The following is a 16,505-nucleotide window of genomic DNA, read 5'->3' as shown; positions in this document are numbered from 1 at the left end:
CGTCGGCGGCCTCCTCGTACACAGCCTCGGCTGGCGGTCCATCTTCTGGATCAACGTACCGATCGGCATCGCCGCCATCGTCCTCACCGCGCTGTTCGTCCCCGAGTCGCGCGCACCCAAGGCCCGCCGGCTCGACCCGGTCGGCCAGATCCTGGTGTTCCTGCTGCTCGCCGGCGTCACCTTCGGCATCATCGAGGGCCCCGGCGCCGGCTGGTCCTCCCCCGAGATCCTCGGCTGCTTCGCCGTCACCCTCGCCGCCCTCGGCGGCCTGCTGTGGTGGGAGCCGCGCCGCGCCGAACCGCTGATCGACCTGGCCCTGTTCCGCAGCCCGCCGTTCTCCGGAGCGGTGGTGGTCGCGATCTGCGCGTTCTCCGCCCTCAGCGGCTTCCTCTTCCTGAACACGCTCTACCTGCAGGAGACGCGCGGCCTGTCCGCCCTCACCGCCGGGCTCTACACGCTGCCGCTGGCCGTCGCCAACATCGCGTTCTCGCCGCTCAGCGGCCGGCTCGTCGGCGCCCGCGGCACCCGGCTGCCGCTGCAGATCGCCGGCATCGCGATGGCGCTCGGCATGCTGCCCCTCACCGGGGCCGGGCCGGACACCCCGGTCTGGCAGCTGCTCGTCGGCTACCTGCTGTTCGGTATCGGCTTCGGCATGGTGAACACGCCCATCACCAACACGGCGGTCTCCGGCATGCCCCGCGAACGCGCCGGCGTCGCCGCGGCCATCGCCTCGACCAGCCGCCAGGTCGGCAGCGCCCTCGGCGTGGCCGTGATCGGGGCAGTCCTCGCCTCCGGGAACAGTCACGCCGGATGGTGGATCCTGGTCGGGCTGGGGCTGGCGGTGCTGGTGTTCGGGCGGCTCAGTACGGGAGCATGGGCGCGCACCCATGCCCACGAGCCCGAAAGAGTTGCCGCTTGAGCATCGCCGGCGCCGGCGCAGCCCCGCCGGACCCTCCCCTCCCCGGCCCGGGCCCGCGCGCCTCGGCCGGATCGGACGCTCTGCCTTCCGCTCCCACCGCTGCCCCGGCCGCTCCGCACGCCCCCACCTCTCCCGCGCCGCACGCTCCCACCCCGGCCGCGCCACACGCTCCCACCCCGGCCGCGCCACACGCTCCCACCCCGGCCGCGCCACACGCTCCCACCCCGGCCGCGCCACACGCTCCCGCCGCACCGCACACGCCCGCCGACGCCTCGACCGGCCTCGCCGGCTCCGCTTCCGCTGCGGAGCAGGCCTGGCGGGCGATGCGAGCGCTCGTCACCGAGCAGCACGACGCGAAGACCCGGGTCTGTGAGGCGCTGGGCATGAGCTTCGTCCGCATCAAGGCCCTCGCACTACTCGCCACGGGCCCGCAGACGCTGCGCTCGATGGCGGCCAAGCTGGCCTGCGACCCGCCCTACGCCACCGTGATCACCGATGACCTGGAGTCCCGGGGCCTGGTCCGCCGCGCACCGAACCCGGCCGACGGCCGCTCCCGCCTGGTCACCCTGACCCCGGCCGGACACGACGCCGCCCGCCGGGCCGACCAGATCCTCGGCACTCCCCCGCCCGAACTGCTCGCCCTGCCGGTCGAGGACCTGGCCACCCTGACCCGGATCCTCACCACGGTGACCCTGCCGTCCGCTTTCCCGGGGTCCGGGTCCCCCTGATCACCCGCAGATCAGCCGAGTTGCCAGGAAGCCGCTGCGGCGTGAATCACGCCGACAAGCCCGCAGGCAGGCGGGGCGCAGGGCGCGGGACGCGCAGGCGCGGGGACGCACGGCGCGGGGACGCACGGCGCGGGGACGCACGGCGCGGGACGCGCAAGCGCGGGGACGCACGGCGCGGGACGCGCAAGCGCGGGGACGCACGGCGCGGGACGCGCAAGCGCGGGGACGCACGGCGGGGTGCGGAAGCGGGGTGGGCTGTGGCCCGGCGAGGGCGGCCGCCGGGCCACAGCATCCCTTTCGGGAGTAAGGCCTATCCGAAGCGAGCCGTGATCCAGTCCGCCACCAGATCCGCCGATTCGATCACCGCCGTGTCGTGCGTGGCGCCCTGGATCACCTCGAACTGCACCGGCTGGCTGTACGCCTGCAACTGCGGGATCAGCAGGTCGGCCGTGATGCTGTAGGGCACTGCCTCGTCGTCGGTCCCCTGCACGACCAGGATCGGCGCGGTCGGGGCGGTCTGCGCCGGGTTGTCGTACTGCGCGAGTTTGGTCAGCACGTAGCCGGGCACCACCCCGTTGACCACGAGCTGTGACGGCGTGAAGTTCTGGTAGGCCGCCAGGATCTCGTTGAGGCACCCGGTCGACAGCACACTGATCTTGGTTTTGGCCGGCGTGGCCAGGATCGTGAGCGGCTGCACGCTCGGGTCGACGGCGTTCAGCCCGTACAGCGCCATCACCAGGTATCCCTGTGCCGGGTTGCCGGGGATGGCCGGCGCGATCACGTCGGCGTTGGACAGCGGCGCGATGCTGGCGGTGCCCTTGAGCACCAGGTTCCCGTCGTAGGACGGGGCCATCTGGCTCGCGAACAGTGCCCCCTGGCCGCCCTGCGAGTGCCCGTCGATGACGTACGACGTGCTCAGCGCCGAGTCCAGGCTGCGCGCCGCTTTGACGCTGTCGATGATCGCCCGGGCCTCGCTGTAGCCGATCAGGTACGGGTGCTGCCCGCCCGATCCCAGCCCGGGATAGTCGGTCGCGGCGACCGTGTAGCCCCGGCTGAGCAGTGCCGCCACCGCGATCCGCGCCTCCGCCCAGAACACGTTCTGGTTGATCGAGGGCGCGCACTGGTAGGCGAGCCCGGTCGTGCCGTGGGCCCAGGCGACGACTTTGTTCTTCTTCCCGGTCTTCGGGGTGAGGACGAGCCCGGTGGAGGTGATGGTGGTGCCGGTGATCGAGGTGGAGAGGTACTGGATACGCTTTCCGGTCGCCAGTGCGGACAGTTCGGCCGGAAGGGTGGCGGTCGAACTGGTCAGCACGTAGCCCGGCGCCAGCGTCGCGGTCGCCGGTCGGGCGATCGCGACGGTCGCCCCGCACGCGCTCAGCAACGCGGCGAGGAGCAGGCGGACGATCTTGTTCATGGACACCCCGTTCTCGTCTGGGAAGATCCGATGTGGATGATCGGATGAACGCACAGCGTAATGCGAATCACATCGCTATGGAGCGCATTCCCGGGCAGAGAATCGTGGCCCTTCAGACATCCGTGCACGTCACTAGGTTGATGGACGCGCGCCATTGGAAAGATCGATTTAATCGTCGCTTCAATTGTGATTACACACCGCTCGGGTACGTCTCCGGCTCGTGCGCATTGACCCGCAGCGTGTGCAGGGGCCGCAGGGCGTGTGACTCGTCGAACCAGAGGAACGCGTCGTACCGGTCGCCGAGCACGGTCGGGACGTAGTTCGACCACCGCTCGCGTTCCGGGCGGTAGACGACACCGATCGCCCGGTGCGGCAGCACGGAGGTGAGCACTTCCGGCCGGTCCGCCCCGGCCGGGAAGACGATCATCGCGTTCCGCGGCGCCGCCAGGTGCAGGATCTCCTCGAGCGAACCGCCCCGGGCCGGCGGCACGCCCATCACCTCGGCCGGTTCACCCCACTGCGGCCCGGCCACCACGCTGCCGCGGAACGAGCCCATCCCGATCAGCAGCACCTCGTCCCAGCCGAACCGGTCCCGAGCCAGCTGCCCGAGTGTCAACTCGCCGTGATCGGCCTGGTCGGTGCCGCGGGCGTCGCCGATGTGCGTGTTGTGCGCCCAGACCACCGCCTTGGAACCGGGCCCGTAGTGGGTGAGCAGCCGGTCGAGCGTCTCGTCCATGTGGCGGTCCCGGCCGTTCCAGGCGTCCGGCCCGCCGCGCACCATCGTCCGGTAGTAACTCTCCGCTCCGGCCACGACGGCCGCGTTCTGCCGGACCCCGAAGTCACGGTCGTCGAGCGCGGCGAGCATCCGCACGACCTTGTGCTCACAGCTGGCGTTCACGAACTGAGTGGACCACCCGTACGCGTTGGGGTCCTCGTTGAACGGCTCGAAGCATCGGTAGGCGTCCAGCGCGACCGGCACGAGATCCGGGTCGTGTTCGCGCAGCCAGGTGAGGATCTCGCGCATCGACTGCCAGAGGGAGTAGACGTCCAGCCCGTGGAAGCCCACCCGGTCGCCGGGCGGTCGCGTCCGGTTGAGCCCGTGCAGCCAGCGGGTGAAGTCGACCAGTTCCTCGTTCGCCCACATCCAGGTCGGCCAGCGGTCGTACCGCACCAGCGCCGACCGCGGATCGTCCGGCGCGCCCGGCCCGCCCCGCACCGCCGTGTTCACCCGTTCACCATCGGGCCAGTCACTCTCGACCGCGACGAGACCGAACCCGCGCTCCTCGATCAGCCGCTGGGTGAGTGCCGACCGCCAGGCGTAGAACTCGTGCGTCCCGTGCGTCGCCTCACCGATCATCACTACGCGTGCCGACGCCGCACGATCCAGCAGGATTTCCAGATCTCCCGGATCCCGCAGCTCACGCGCGATCGACGCCACCTCGTCCCGGTACCGGATCATCCCCGACCGTTACCCTGCGCCACCGGCCCCATACCTCCGACCTTTGACCCCGGGTCCCTTCCGCCGGGAAGCTCGCCGGGCGTTGTGGCACACCACGGGGGCGGGCGCGGGTGCAGGATGGCGGGATGGGACGTTCTACGCTGTTCGAGGCGGCGGGCGGTGCGGCGGGGATGCTCGCGCTGGCGGCTGACTTTCACGCACGGTGCCTGGCCGACCCGGTCCTGGAGCATCCGTTCTCGCACGTCGACGACCCGGATCACGTCCGGCATCTCGCCGACTACTGGGGTGAGGTGCTCGGCGGGCCGCCGATCTTCTCCGAGAAGCACGGCGGGCACACGGCCATGCTGCGGATCCATGCGAACCAGTGCGACGAGGACCCGTTCTCGGCCCGGTTCGGGGAGGTCTTCGACGAGGCGGTCGCGGCCACCCTGCCCGACGATCCCGAGCTGCGCCGAGCGCTGCACGACTACATGACGGCCGCCACGGCCGAGGTGTCGGCGATCTTCCCGACGGCGGCGACGGTCGCCGAGGCGCTGCCGATGCCGCGCTGGTCGTGGTCGGGGCCGGCGGCTTGAACGCGTACGCGCGAATTGTTTCTGGTCTTGAGAATGTGATCTTTTCCGGTACGTCGTGGGCGGTGCCGCGGCCCACGACGTACCGGAAAAGCGATGTTATTTCTTGCCGAGCTTCGACTGGTCGACGAATTCCGACGCGGCCGGTTCCTTGATCTCCGGGAACGTCTGGTCGAAATCGTCGAACGTCAGGCCCTGACCGCCGGGGCCCGTGAGCTTGACCGGGTAGGGCTCGCCGCGCATCGCCACCCAGAGCGTGCTCGCGGTGTCGGTGCCGTCGAGCACCGCGAGCGCCGGCATGCCGTCGATCGTCTTGGTCTCGCCCTTGGTCACGGTGCCCTCCGACGACAGCAGCGTGTCGACGTCGAGGGCGGTGAACAGCGTGCCGAAGCTGTCGTCCTTGTCCTTCACCTTGACCCACTTGTTACCGACGACCTGCTTGATCGCCGTCGCGGTGGCGCCCGTGGGGTCGATCTGGTTCCAGAACTTCGCGTCCGGCCGGATGTACTTGTGGCCGCCGACCGAGAGCAGCTCGATCTTGGCGCCGCTGGACTTCAGCGACCCGGTGAAGTCGTCCCCGGCGTTCTTCAGGTCGAGCTCGACGAGGTCCTTGTCCTCCTTGATCGTGCCCTTGACGTGGAAGGACTTCGCCGACTTCAGCGCGATCCGAGCCTTGTCGATGACGCCTTTGGCCGAGAGGATGTCGATCCCGTTACCGGCCGGGTCCGACGACACGGACGGGTTCGGGTGCGGCGTGTTCGGGTCGTCCGGGAGGCCGCAACCAGCGAGCAGCGCGGCGGAAAGGGTGAGCGCGGCCAGGCCGGCGCGCGTAACAGTATTCATCGTTCGTCCCCGTCGTGAAGCGGGCACGATCGAAACTCGGCGATCGCCCCCGCAGTCTGCGCGCGTGAGAATAGCGGTCGCGCCGCGCCGGCCCGCCCCCGAGTGACGATGATCTCGCCGGGCCGCCTCATGACCGCGATGCATGCCGGAAACGTAACCTGAAGCCGCTGTGACGCGCATGTGACGCCCGGGTCACGGCTCCACAGTCGTCGATGACGAGGCTACGCGCCGGGCCCGAGGAGAATGATGGGCGCATGGACGAGATCGTGATCGCCCCCGTGACACCCGCCGACGCCGGGGAGATCCACACCCTGCAGCTCGCGGCCTACGTCGCCGAGGCCCAGCTGTACGACGATCCGCACCTGCCCGCCCTGACGCAACCCCTCGACGACCTGGCCGCCGAACTCGCCGACAGCCTGGCCCTGAAAGCCACCCTCGGGCACCGTATCGTCGGCGCCGTCCGCGGCCGCCCCGACGGCACGGTCCTGCGCATCGGCCGCCTCGTCGTCGCCCCCGACCAGCAGCGCCGTGGCATCGGCACCCGCCTGCTCACCGCCATCGAGGCCGCAGCCGGTGAGGCCGAGTGGCTGGCCCTGTTCACCGGCCACCTGAGCAGCACGAACATCCGCCTCTACGAACGTCACGGCTACGAGGAGACGCACCGCGAGCAGATCCGCCCCGGCCTCACCCTGATCCACCTCATGAAGGAACGCTGATCGGCTGGTTCGCCGGGGTGTCATCCGGCTCGGACAACAACCCGGAGAACCGGCCGGGAGCTCGCGCCGCGCTGCGAGGTCTCCCCGGGCGCGGCTCGCGGAGTCGCGACTCGTGAGCTGAGCCGACGAGGGGGTCAGGGGTTGAGGGCGGCGGACAGGCCGTGTTCGAGGAGGGCGAAGGCCTCCTCGGCATGGAGGACCGCTGACGGATGAACGAGATCGGCCGGGTCGCCGGCCAGCATGCGGTCGCGATTCTCGCTGATCAGGACCATGCGGGTGGCGGCGATCTGGGCCGCGGCGAGCCGGGCGGTCCGCGGGTCGGTGACGGTGGCGAGCTCGGCGGCGAGCAGTTCCTGGGAGCGGGCGGCGACGACGAACAGCCGCGGCGCCAGCGACGGCGTCGCGTTGATCAGCCGGTGCACCCGCAGCACGGTGGGATGGTCGCTCAGGCCGGTCGCCGGGTCCCGCTCGGCGAGCGCGGTGAGGAAGTGCCGGCGCAGCGCGGCGAGCGGCGTCTCGCCGGGCGCCCGGGTGCGCACGACCCGGGCCGGCTCGTCGACGTGGTCCTCACCGGCGGACAGGACCAGGTCTTCCTTACTACCGAAGTAGTTGAAAACGGTTGTTTTGGACACATTGGCCGCCGCCGCGACCTCGGCCATCGCCACGTTGTCGAAACCACGCTCGATGAACAGGCCGATCGCCGTCTCCCACAGCAACCGACGGGTCTCCTGCTTCTTGCGCTCTCGCAGCCCGGCCCCCACGCCCGCACTTTACCAGAGTCATTTTTTGTCCTGGACAAACTATTGACCCAGACCAAAAATTTTCCGTACGGTCGTGAGCATGACCCCGATGACCACGACGGAGCGCCGCATCGGCGTGTTCGTCTGCCTGTTCACGATCGTGCTGGCGATCCTCGACCAGAACATCGTCTCCGCAGCGATCGTCCCGATCGTCCGCGATCTCGACCCGGCCCACGGCGTCGACCACGTCGCCTGGCTGGTCGCCGCGTTCTCGCTGGCCGCGACGGTGGTGCTGCCGCTCTGGGGGCGGTTGTGCGACGCGTGGGGCCCGAAGCAGGTCTTCCTCGGCACGGTGCTGACGTTCCTGATCGGCTCGGTGCTGTGCGGGGCCGCGCAGTCGATGGGCCAGCTGATCGCGTTCCGCGCGGTCCAGGGCATGGGTGCGGGCGGCCTGATGAGCGTCACCATGGTGGTGATGGCCCATCTGCGTGACCCCGACGACGACGGCAGCAAGGGTCGCGGCGGCCTCGCCGGGCTGGTCGGTGGCCTCGGCATGGCGATCGGCCCGCTGGTCGGCGGTCTCTTCGCCGAGCACGGTCAGTGGCGCTGGATCTTCTACGTGAACGTGCCGCTCGGGGTGCTGGTCCTGGCCGGTGGCCTGCTGGTGCTGCGGATCCCCCGGCACGGCGGCGGCACCCACCTGGACCTGCCCGGTGCCGCGATGATCGGCGGCGCGTCCGCGGCCCTGCTCCTGCTGTGCGACTGGGGCGGTGACCGTTACCCCTGGTCCTCACCCACGATCCTCGGCCTCGGGGCGACCACGCTCGTGCTGCTCGGGGTGTTCCTGTGGTGGCAGCGGCGCAGCCCCGACCCGATCCTGCCGCCCGGCCTGTTCCGCGTCCCGGCCGTCCGCAACAGCTTCGTCATCCAGACCGTGGTCGGCGCGGCACTGATCGGCGGCATCGTCTTCCTGATGGTGTACCTGCAGGCCGGCCGGGGGATCAGCGCCGGCCGGGCGGGCACGTTCCCGGCCTTCCTGGCGGCCGGGCTGGCCGTCTCCGGGCTCGCGTTCAACCGGTTCCGCCGGCCGGTGCGTACGTCCATGCTGATCGGCACGCTCTGCGCCGCCGCGGCGCTCGGCGGGCTCGCGCTGACCCGCGACGACACGTCGTTCTGGCTGATCCGCGCCGAGTTGGCGCTGCTCGGCGTCGGCTTCGGTCAGCTGCTGGGCAAGTTGATCGTCGCCGTCCAGCAGGCCGCGCCGCGCCACCAGCTCGGCGCCGCGACCACCGGGATCCGGTTCTTCCAGTCACTGGGCGGGGCGATCGGGGCGGCCGCGTTCGGCTCCCTGCTGAACACGATGGACACGATCACCGCGGGTGTGGACGCCGTCTTCGCGGTCTCCGCCCTGCTCATGCTCGTGGCGGCGGCGCTGACCACCCGGCTGCGCACGCCGGCTCCGACGGTCGCGACAAGGGCGCCGGAAATGTCCGCGCAGAGCTGACATGCACCACCCTCCATCAAGGCCGGCGCTGACGCGCAACCGCGCGGCGCCTGGCCGGGCGGCGGGAACGGCCGACCGGCACGGAACCGGCACGCGGGCCGCTCCCTACCCGAGAGCTGCGGATCGGCCGGCCGGACATCGCCCGGGTCCGGGCCACGCCGGTGTACCGCGGCGGGGCGGCCGGCGCCCGGGCGGAGGGTTCGGGACATGTCGTGTCGGCGGCCTCCGCGGTCGCTGAGATCGACCTCGGTGAGGGCGGGTCAGTCCCGGTAGACCGGCTGGGGCGGGGCGGGCACCGGCCCCAGCGCGGAGGAGAGCCACCGCCGGTAACTCGCGGCCCAGGTTCCGTCGGCCCGGATCTGTTCCAGCACGCCGTTGACGAAGCGGACCAGATCGGCCGAGTCCTTGTTGATCCCGATGCCGGAGGGCTCGTCGGAGACGGGCGTGCCGACCACCTCGGTCGTCGGGTCCTGCGCGGCCAGCCCGGCGAGCAGCACGTCGATGGTGGACACCGCGTCGACCTGGCCCTGCTGGAGCATGACCAGGCAGTCCAGGGTGCTGTCGGTGGCCACCGGGACCGGCTTGGCGGGCTGCGCGGCGATGGTCCGGATGCTGGTGCTCCCCCGCGTCGCGCAGACCTTGCGGTCGGCCAGGTCGGCGAACTCCTTGATCCCGGAGCCGCGGCGGACCAGCAGGCGCTGCCGCGAGGCGAGGTACTCGGTGGAGAACGAGATCTGCTGCCAGCGCTCACAGTTCATCGTCATCGTCCGGATCACCAGGTCGGCCCGGCCGTCCTGGATCACCGGGATCCGGTCGGCCGTGGTGATCGCCAGGAACTGCACCTTCTCCGGGTCGCCGAAGATCGCCTTCGCCACCGCGCGGGCCATCTCGATCTCGAAGCCGGCCAGGTCACCCGTGGCCGGGTCGCGGAAGCCGAACAGGTACGCGTTCTGGTCGACTCCGACGATCAGCCGGCCACGAGCGGCGATCTTCGCCATGGTGCTGCCGGACGGCATCTTCCCGGGGGCCGGCATCGAGGCGGGCGGACGGAGGCTGGCCCGCGGCGTGCAGGTCGGCGCCGGTGCCGCGCTGGGGACCTCGGCCGGGTCCTGAACGTTCTCCGGCAGAGGCACGGAGCCTTTTCCGGCGTACGCCGGATCCTGTGATCTTGATGCTGATCCGCAGCCGGCCAGAAGCGTCAGCAGGATCAGCAGAGCGGCGACGCGCTTCATCGATATTCTCCGATCCGGGGGCGGATGCCGAGGACGACCGCGGCCACCAGACCGGCGGTGAGCAGCAACAGTGCGATCTCCAGCCCGGTCAGGGCGCTGCGGCCACGCCCGGCCTGGTCGCCGACCCGCCCGTTGGCGGCGGCAAGGGCGGTGTTCATCGCGCTGTCCAGGTCGGCGAAGACGGCCGGCGGGTCCCCCGGCCCGGTGCCGGTCGCCTTCGCCACCGCGCCCAGGTAGTCGCCCTGGTCGTCGAGCGCGCGCACTCCGCCGTGCAGCTGATCGAACCGTTCCGCGTGCTCGCGGGCGGCCCGGATGACCGCCTGGTCGGAACCCGGCGCCTCGTCGGCGGCCCGTTCCAGCATGGCGGTCAGGCGGTCCATCACGCCGCGGTAGTCCGTCTCGAAGGCGGCGCCACCACCGCGCGCGACCAGCGTCAGCGACTCGTCGGCCCGCGCCTGCAGGGCCAGCCGGCGGGCGTCCGCGAGCAGGTCGACCAGCGAGGACCCGGCGGTCCGGCCCACCTCGACCCGGCCCGCCGCGGCGCCCAGCGCGGCCGACGACCAGACCAGCAGGATCAGCGCGACAAGGCTGGCCGCGACCAGGCCGACGTTGAAGTCGCGCTTGGTCCGGCGGGCGATCAGCAGCTGCGTGGCGAGGAGGGCGGCGAGGGTGAGAACGCCGAGCAGGACGACCGGCCAGGTCGAGCCGGACGCGTCCCGCTGGGCGTCGCGCAGCCGGCCCTGAGCGGACACGAACAGGCCCTCGGCCTGCGGCAACAGCGTCTCGCGCATGAGGGCCGAGGCCTCGCGCAGGTAGGCGCCACCGAGCGGAACCCCGAGCCGGTTGTACGACCGGGCCGTCTCCACCAGCCCGGTGTAGACCGGCAACCGGTCGGCGAGGACCGCAAGCCGGGCCGCGTCCGCGTCGTCGGCGTCCCGGGCCGCGGCGGTCAGTGCCGCACCGGCCCGCGCGATGTCGTCGAGGTAGCGCTGCCGCAGCTGGGCCGGCTCGGCGCCGTTGGTCAGGAACGCGGTCGCGGCGGTGGCGTCCGCGTCCGACAACGATCGGTACAGATCCTGGGCGCCGACGCTGAGCGGCCCGCTCACCGCGGTGATGTCCCGGGTCAGCGCGGCCCGGTGGTGCACCGTGGCCAGCGCCGTCCCGCCGAGGGCGAGACCGAGCGCGACGAGCGCGGCGGCGACGACGCGATAGAGATCCGGCGTGGCTAGTCGTGGCACCGTCCACTCCCGAGGTTCGCTGGGCGACTGCCGACGACGGTACGGCGCGGGAGCAATACGTAACGTGATTATGCTTGCTGTTGGAGGTATCGCCGCAGGTCACGAGTGCCGCCGGTGGACGGGCGTACCGCCAGGATGCACGTGTCGTCGTCCGGATTGGCCCGCCGCAGCCGCCCGACCAGCTCGGCCAGCGGCTGCAGCGGCGCCGCCCGGACGGCGTCGTCGACCGCGGCCATCACCGCGTCCAGCCCGGTGTCCAGGCCGTGCGTCCGGTGCTCGACCAGCCCGTCGGTGTAGAGCAGCAGCACGTCCGCGGGCCGGAAATCGGTGACCGCCGCCTGATAGGTGGCGTCCTCCACCACTCCCAGCATCGGGCCGGACGGGCGGGCCAGCGGCGCCGTCCGCCCACCCCGGCACAGCAGCGGGGGCGGATGCCCGGCCTGCGCCCAGACCAGTTCCCGCCGCCGCGGGTCGAACCGGGCGATCACCGCGGTCGCGGCCAGCTCCGGCGTCTCCCGTTCCAGCTCGCAGGTGAGCCGGTTCAGATGGCCGAGCAGGATCGCCGGGTCGCTGTCGACGACGGTCAGCGCGCGCAGGGCGTGCCGCAGCTGGGCCATGTTGCTGGCCGCCTGGGTGCCGTGGCCGGCCACGTCACCGACCGCGAGCAGCACCGACCCGTCACGCAGCGCGGCCGCGTGGAACCAGTCCCCGCCGACCATGGTCTCCTGGCCGGCCGGCAGGTACCGGACCGCCGCCTTCAGCCCCGGCAGCTCGATCGGCTCGTCCGGGATCGGCAGGATGATCTCCTGCAGGCGCAGCGTCAGATTGTGCTCGGCCGCCGCGGCCCGCCGCTGCTCGTCCAGCTTCTGCTCGACCTCGGCCAGCCGTTGTGCGCTCACCGGCTGCTCGGTGACGTCCTGCACGATGCCGAACATCCGGACCGGGCGGCCCTCGGCGTCCCGCAGCGTGTCCGCGACCGCCCGCAACCGGCGGAACCGCTCGCCGATCCGGACCCGGGCGACCAGCTCCACCCGGTCCCGGCCCTGCGCCGCCTCGAGCGCGGCCCGACTCAGCTCACCCCCGGTCAGCGGGCCCAGCGCCGGGTCCCGCTGGTAGATCCGGTACAGCTGCGGCGACCAGTAGATCTCGCCGGTGACCAGGTCCCACTCACCCCAGCCGAGGTTGGCCAGCTCCTCCACGGCGGCGAGCCGGTCGGCGATCAGCTCCCGCCCCGCGAACGGCGACGGCGGTCCGTCCGCGGCGTCCAGCAACCGGATCACCCGGCCCGCCACCTCGACCGGCTCGCGGCTCTGCTCGGCGGCCATCCGGAACAGGTGCCGGTACGCGTCGGCGATCCGGCACCGGGCCCGGCCGGCGAGCAGCCCGACCGCCCGCTCGATGACCACGTCCATCCTGGCCCGTCGATCGCTGAGCGCCTCCGCAAACGCCTGACCACCCACTGACAACGCCTCCCCGTCCGGCCTACGGGTACCGGTTTACGCCAGAGCGCGTGGACACCACATCCCCCGACTGCACCGTTCCTCACCCAGGTCACCCGGTCGGGCGTAAGGCGTTCGGATATCGGACTGGATGGATCGGGGGAGCTGTCCCTCCGACCGCCCGAGTGCGAGGCGAGGTCCAGGTGGTGGCCGACGTCGGTCGTGGGAACGTCGCCCACCGGTGTCGTAGGTGGCCTTGCCGCGGACGCCGCCCGGGGCCACGCCGCAGCCCCGGGCGGCCGGAAGAACGGCGCCTAGAGCTCGAAGAGGTCCCTGACGGCCTCGGTCAACCGGGCCATGCTGGCGCCGGTGACCATCCCGATCCGCTCCGCGCCGGTGGTGGCCGGCAGCCGGCGCATCCGGTTGACCACGACCACCCCGGTGATCGGATCCTGCTCGGTCAGCGCGACCGCGAACGGCGGCAGTTCGGTCACCCCGCGCTGCCGGACGATCGGCGCGCAGTAGGGTGAGGCGTTGTCCCGCTCGTTGTAACTGTCGGCGGAGAGCACGAGCACCCGGTAACGCAGGTCGGAGCGGTCGCCGATGGTCCAGATCTCGCCCCGGCGCATGTCAGCCCTCGACCCGTCGCATATCAGCAGAGACCGGAGAACGGCACGGCCCGGAACGACATGGCACGAAGCGTACCGGTGCGCGGATCTCCGCTGCGTCCGGCCCGCCCCGCGTGTTCATTCCGTGGACGTGATCGAACTTCGGGCGCTCCGATCGCGTAGAAATGACCGCGGGGCCCGTCACGGGCCGGTAACGAGGAAGGACGCAGGATGTCGCAGAAGGCGCAGATCGGGGTCACCGGCCTGGCGGTGATGGGCCGGAACCTGGCCCGTAACTTCGCCCGGCACGGGCACACCGTGGCGGTGCACAACCGTTCCTACGGCCGGACCAAGGAGCTGGTCGAGGAGTTCGGCAACGAGGGCACCTTCATCCCGGCCGAGACCGCCGAGGAGTTCGTGGCCGCCCTGGAGCGCCCGCGCCGTGTGGTGATCATGGTGAAGGCCGGTCCGGCCACCGACGCCGTGATCGACGAGTTCGCCCCGCTCCTGGAGGAGGGGGACATGCTGATCGACGCCGGCAACGCGCACTACGCGGACACGCGTCGGCGTGAGGCCGCGCTCAAGGCCAAGGGCCTGCACTTCGTGGGCATGGGCGTGTCCGGCGGCGAGGAGGGCGCGCTGCACGGCCCGAGCATCATGCCGGGTGGCCCGAAGGAGTCGTACGTCGCACTCGGCCCGCTGCTCGAGGACATCTCGGCCAAGGTCGACGGCGAGCCGTGCTGCACGCACGTCGGCCCGGACGGCGCCGGCCACTTCGTCAAGATGGTGCACAACGGCATCGAGTACGCGGACATGCAGCTCATCGCCGAGGCGTACGACCTGCTGCGCCAGGTCGGTGGCCTCTCCCCCGCGGAGATCGCCACCACGTTCGGCGAGTGGAACGAGGGCCGCCTCGGGTCGTACCTGATCGAGATCACCGCCGAGGTGCTCAAGCAGAACGACGCCGCGACCGGTAAGCCGTTCGTCGACATCGTGCTGGACCAGGCCGAGCAGAAGGGCACCGGCCGCTGGACCGTGCAGGCCGCCCTCGATCTGGGCGTGCCGGTCAGCGGCATCGCCGAGTCCGTTTTCGCCCGTGCCCTCTCCGGCGGTGCGGACGTGCGCAAGGCGGCCGCCGACGCCGGTCTTCCCGGCCCGTCCGCGGGCGCTCAGCACGTCGGTGGCGACCTGCGGGCCGACGTCGAGCAGGCGCTGTTCGCCTCCAAGATCGTCGCTTACGCGCAGGGCTTCCAGCAGATCCAGGCCGCCAGCGCCGAGTACGACTGGGAGATCGACCCGGGCGCGATGGCCAAGATCTGGCGCGCGGGCTGCATCATCCGGGCCAAGTTCCTCGACTTCATCAAGCAGGCCTACGACAAGAACCCGTCGCTGACCACGCTGCTGGTCGACGACTACTTCCTGGACGCGGTCAGCGGGGCCCAGGACGCGTGGCGCCGCGTCGTCGTCACCGCCGCTCAGCAGGGCATCCCCGCGCCCGGCTTCGCGTCCGCCCTCGCCTACTACGACGGCCTGCGGGCCAAGCGCCTGCCGGCCGCGCTGATCCAGGGCCAGCGCGACTTCTTCGGCGCCCACACGTACCACCGCGTCGACCGCGACGGCTCCTTCCACACCCTCTGGGCCACGGAAGACCGCAACGAGGTCTCCGCCTGATCCCCGCTCCTCCGAGATGCCCCGGTCGCTGCGGCCGGGGCATCCCTCATGTCAGGACCCCTGTTCGGTACGTCGTGAGCGGCCCGCCGGCAAACCACTCCCGGCCGGACCGATCCGCGCGGGGCCGCCGTCCGTAGTCATCGTCGAGGACAACGGGCCAGGAGGCACCATGAGCGAAATCCAGGCCGGCACCCCGACCGAATCTGATCAGCCGGTCACCTTTCTCCGGGGCGCGCACCCGGTCCCCGCGCCGTTCGCCGCCGACCATCCGGCGCCCCCTTCCGCGGCCGGGCCGCGCCCGACCCTGCCGCTGGTGGCCGGGGAGCGCGCGACCGGCGGCCTGTCCGCGGAGGCGGTGGCCCGCGCGCGACGAGCGCTCGACTCACGGGTCGGGATGCGGTTGGCCGTGGGGCCGGAGGACGAACCGGCGAAGCTCGACGCGACGAGCGAGTGGCCGGCGCCGGACCCGGCCGAGTTCGCCGAGGAGGACACCGACCCGCGTGGGTTCGCGCCAGTTTCCGGGGCGCCCTATCCCCCGGCGACCGACCCGTTCGACGATCCCGGGTTCACCTCGGCGTACCCGCTGCCCGGCTGGACCGCCCCGCCCGGGACCGAACCCGCTCCCGCCGCCGCACGGGCTCGCCGGCCGGTTCTGCCCGCCGTCGCCGCGGTCGTCGGGCTGGCCGGCCTGATCGCCGCGTTCCTGCTGGTCCCGCGCGGGGAGCCGACCCCGACCGGCGCCGCACCGGCCGAAGCCGCACGGCAGGCCCCGGCCGGCGACAACGGCGGGGGCGGGGACAACGGCGAGCCGGGCGCCGGGGGCGTGGTGACCGCGGCGCGCGGCGGCCTGGACGCGGCCGCTTTCGACATTCTCGACAGTGCCACCGTCGTGCAGCTGAGCGCGGCCGACCTCGGCGACGACCTGTACCGGGTCAGCACCCCGGCGGGGAGCGGTCTGACCCCGTCCGCCGAGCAGTCCGGCGGCACGGTGAAGCTGCGTCTGCGGTCGGACGGCCGAGGCGGTTCGGCGGCGGTGACGATCCAGTTGAGTTCGGCGGTCCGCTGGACGCTCCGGCTCGACGGCGGCACCGCCCGGTCCCGCCTCGACCTGACCGGCGCCGACCTGGCCGCGCTGGACCTCAACGGCGGTGCCGGCCGCATCGATCTGGCCCTGCCGTCGCCGCAGGGACTGCTCCCGGTCCGGATGACCGGTGGCGTCGACCAGTTCCGGGTGACGCTGGCCGGGACGACGCCGGTGCGCGTGCGGGTGCAGTCCGGCGCCGGCCAGGTGACCCTCGACGGCACCACGCACAAGGGGATCGCCCCGGGCCGCTCGTTCACCAGCGGTGACTGGTCCGGGACGGCCGGGATCGACCTGCTCGCGGTGGCCGGTCTGTCCGCGTTGACGGTCAGCGACTGATG

General features: G+C 72.0%; 14 protein-coding genes and 1 pseudogene. 7 read left to right on the top strand and 8 right to left on the bottom strand.

Annotated features, from left to right (window positions below):
- Positions 1-22 precede the first annotated feature (22 nt).
- Together ACH442_RS13695 and ACH442_RS13690 are read left to right on the top strand one after the other, a co-directional pair.
- Positions 23-919, top strand: a pseudogene (locus ACH442_RS13695) (MFS transporter); the annotation flags it as partial.
- 323 nt (positions 920-1,242) lie between these two features.
- Positions 1,243-1,647: a MarR family winged helix-turn-helix transcriptional regulator gene (locus tag ACH442_RS13690; RefSeq protein WP_396338597.1), complete on the top strand. Its 405-nt coding sequence runs from the start codon at positions 1,243-1,245 to the stop codon at positions 1,645-1,647.
- A 310-nt stretch (positions 1,648-1,957) separates the two neighbouring features.
- Here ACH442_RS13690 and ACH442_RS13685 read toward each other — a convergent pair whose 3' ends face one another.
- Complete coding sequence (locus tag ACH442_RS13685) at positions 1,958-3,061, bottom strand: alpha/beta fold hydrolase (RefSeq protein WP_396338299.1); 1,104 nt, start codon at positions 3,059-3,061, stop codon at positions 1,958-1,960.
- Between the two features lie 190 nt (positions 3,062-3,251).
- Entirely contained in the window at positions 3,252-4,520 is a 1,269-nt protein-coding gene (locus tag ACH442_RS13680; RefSeq protein ID WP_396338298.1) for an erythromycin esterase family protein, read from the bottom strand.
- Between the two features lie 125 nt (positions 4,521-4,645).
- Here ACH442_RS13680 and ACH442_RS13675 point away from each other — a divergent pair, with 125 nt between their 5' ends.
- The gene (locus ACH442_RS13675; protein ID WP_396338297.1) at positions 4,646-5,095 is read left to right on the top strand and encodes an oxidoreductase; all 450 of its coding nucleotides are present in this window, start codon (positions 4,646-4,648) and stop codon (positions 5,093-5,095) included.
- 96 nt (positions 5,096-5,191) lie between these two features.
- Here ACH442_RS13675 and ACH442_RS13670 read toward each other — a convergent pair whose 3' ends face one another.
- Positions 5,192-5,935 carry a hypothetical protein gene (locus ACH442_RS13670; protein ID WP_396338296.1) on the bottom strand — a complete coding sequence of 248 codons (744 nt, stop codon included), beginning with the start codon at positions 5,933-5,935 and terminating at the stop codon, positions 5,192-5,194.
- Between the two features lie 254 nt (positions 5,936-6,189).
- Between ACH442_RS13670 and ACH442_RS13665 the strand changes: the two genes are divergently transcribed.
- Complete coding sequence (locus tag ACH442_RS13665) at positions 6,190-6,651, top strand: GNAT family N-acetyltransferase (protein WP_396338295.1); 462 nt, start codon at positions 6,190-6,192, stop codon at positions 6,649-6,651.
- A 134-nt stretch (positions 6,652-6,785) separates the two neighbouring features.
- Here the strand turns inward: ACH442_RS13665 and ACH442_RS13660 are convergent, their stop codons facing one another.
- On the bottom strand, positions 6,786-7,412 hold the full coding sequence (locus ACH442_RS13660) for a TetR/AcrR family transcriptional regulator (protein ID WP_396338294.1): 627 nt from the start codon (positions 7,410-7,412) through the stop codon (positions 6,786-6,788).
- Positions 7,413-7,500: 88 nt separating this feature from the next.
- Here ACH442_RS13660 and ACH442_RS13655 point away from each other — a divergent pair, with 88 nt between their 5' ends.
- Positions 7,501-8,895, top strand: coding sequence for an MFS transporter (locus ACH442_RS13655; protein ID WP_396338293.1), 1,395 nt, complete (start codon positions 7,501-7,503; stop codon positions 8,893-8,895).
- A 260-nt stretch (positions 8,896-9,155) separates the two neighbouring features.
- Here the strand turns inward: ACH442_RS13655 and ACH442_RS13650 are convergent, their stop codons facing one another.
- From ACH442_RS13650 to ACH442_RS13635, 4 genes are all read right to left on the bottom strand, one after another.
- Positions 9,156-10,127: a glutamate ABC transporter substrate-binding protein gene (locus ACH442_RS13650; protein ID WP_396338292.1), complete on the bottom strand. Its 972-nt coding sequence runs from the start codon at positions 10,125-10,127 to the stop codon at positions 9,156-9,158.
- Positions 10,124-11,365, bottom strand: coding sequence for a hypothetical protein (locus ACH442_RS13645; RefSeq protein ID WP_396338291.1), 1,242 nt, complete (start codon positions 11,363-11,365; stop codon positions 10,124-10,126). Before ACH442_RS13645 ends, ACH442_RS13650 begins: the two co-directional genes overlap by 4 nt.
- 68 nt (positions 11,366-11,433) lie before the next feature.
- Positions 11,434-12,777 carry a PP2C family protein-serine/threonine phosphatase gene (locus ACH442_RS13640; protein WP_396338290.1) on the bottom strand — a complete coding sequence of 448 codons (1,344 nt, stop codon included), beginning with the start codon at positions 12,775-12,777 and terminating at the stop codon, positions 11,434-11,436.
- Positions 12,778-13,118: 341 nt separating this feature from the next.
- Positions 13,119-13,433: a type II toxin-antitoxin system PemK/MazF family toxin gene (locus ACH442_RS13635; RefSeq protein ID WP_221327645.1), complete on the bottom strand. Its 315-nt coding sequence runs from the start codon at positions 13,431-13,433 to the stop codon at positions 13,119-13,121.
- A 210-nt stretch (positions 13,434-13,643) separates the two neighbouring features.
- On the opposite strand from ACH442_RS13635, the gene gndA reads away from it, so the two are divergent.
- Entirely contained in the window at positions 13,644-15,083 is a 1,440-nt protein-coding gene (gene gndA, locus ACH442_RS13630; RefSeq protein WP_396338289.1) for an NADP-dependent phosphogluconate dehydrogenase, read from the top strand.
- 169 nt (positions 15,084-15,252) lie between these two features.
- On the top strand, positions 15,253-16,503 hold the full coding sequence (locus tag ACH442_RS13625; protein ID WP_396338288.1) for a hypothetical protein: 1,251 nt from the start codon (positions 15,253-15,255) through the stop codon (positions 16,501-16,503).
- The last annotated feature ends 2 nt before the right edge of the window (positions 16,504-16,505 follow it).

It is taken from the genome of Actinoplanes sp. NPDC020271, from assembly GCF_044388125.1.
In the GTDB taxonomy this organism is placed as follows: Bacteria; Actinomycetota; Actinomycetes; order Mycobacteriales; family Micromonosporaceae; genus Actinoplanes.
This window is presented reverse-complemented; position numbering and strand designations above follow the sequence as displayed.

Excerpts from the sequence above, each read along its gene's own strand:
- ACH442_RS13650 (WP_396338292.1), bottom strand. The coding sequence starts at position 10,127 with ATGAAGCGCGTCGCCGCTCTGCTGATCCTGCTGACGCTTCTGGCCGGC.
- ACH442_RS13665 (WP_396338295.1), top strand. The coding sequence starts at position 6,190 with ATGGACGAGATCGTGATCGCCCCCGTGACACCCGCCGACGCCGGGGAG.
- ACH442_RS13685 (WP_396338299.1), bottom strand. The coding sequence starts at position 3,061 with ATGAACAAGATCGTCCGCCTGCTCCTCGCCGCGTTGCTGAGCGCGTGC.
- ACH442_RS13670 (WP_396338296.1), bottom strand. The coding sequence starts at position 5,935 with ATGAATACTGTTACGCGCGCCGGCCTGGCCGCGCTCACCCTTTCCGCC.
- ACH442_RS13680 (WP_396338298.1), bottom strand. The coding sequence starts at position 4,520 with ATGATCCGGTACCGGGACGAGGTGGCGTCGATCGCGCGTGAGCTGCGG.
- ACH442_RS13635 (WP_221327645.1), bottom strand. The coding sequence starts at position 13,433 with ATGCGCCGGGGCGAGATCTGGACCATCGGCGACCGCTCCGACCTGCGT.
- ACH442_RS13675 (WP_396338297.1), top strand. The coding sequence starts at position 4,646 with ATGGGACGTTCTACGCTGTTCGAGGCGGCGGGCGGTGCGGCGGGGATG.
- ACH442_RS13655 (WP_396338293.1), top strand. The coding sequence starts at position 7,501 with ATGACCACGACGGAGCGCCGCATCGGCGTGTTCGTCTGCCTGTTCACG.
- ACH442_RS13640 (WP_396338290.1), bottom strand. The coding sequence starts at position 12,777 with ATGGACGTGGTCATCGAGCGGGCGGTCGGGCTGCTCGCCGGCCGGGCC.
- gndA (WP_396338289.1), top strand. The coding sequence starts at position 13,644 with ATGTCGCAGAAGGCGCAGATCGGGGTCACCGGCCTGGCGGTGATGGGC.
- ACH442_RS13690 (WP_396338597.1), top strand. The coding sequence starts at position 1,243 with ATGCGAGCGCTCGTCACCGAGCAGCACGACGCGAAGACCCGGGTCTGT.
- ACH442_RS13625 (WP_396338288.1), top strand. The coding sequence starts at position 15,253 with ATGAGCGAAATCCAGGCCGGCACCCCGACCGAATCTGATCAGCCGGTC.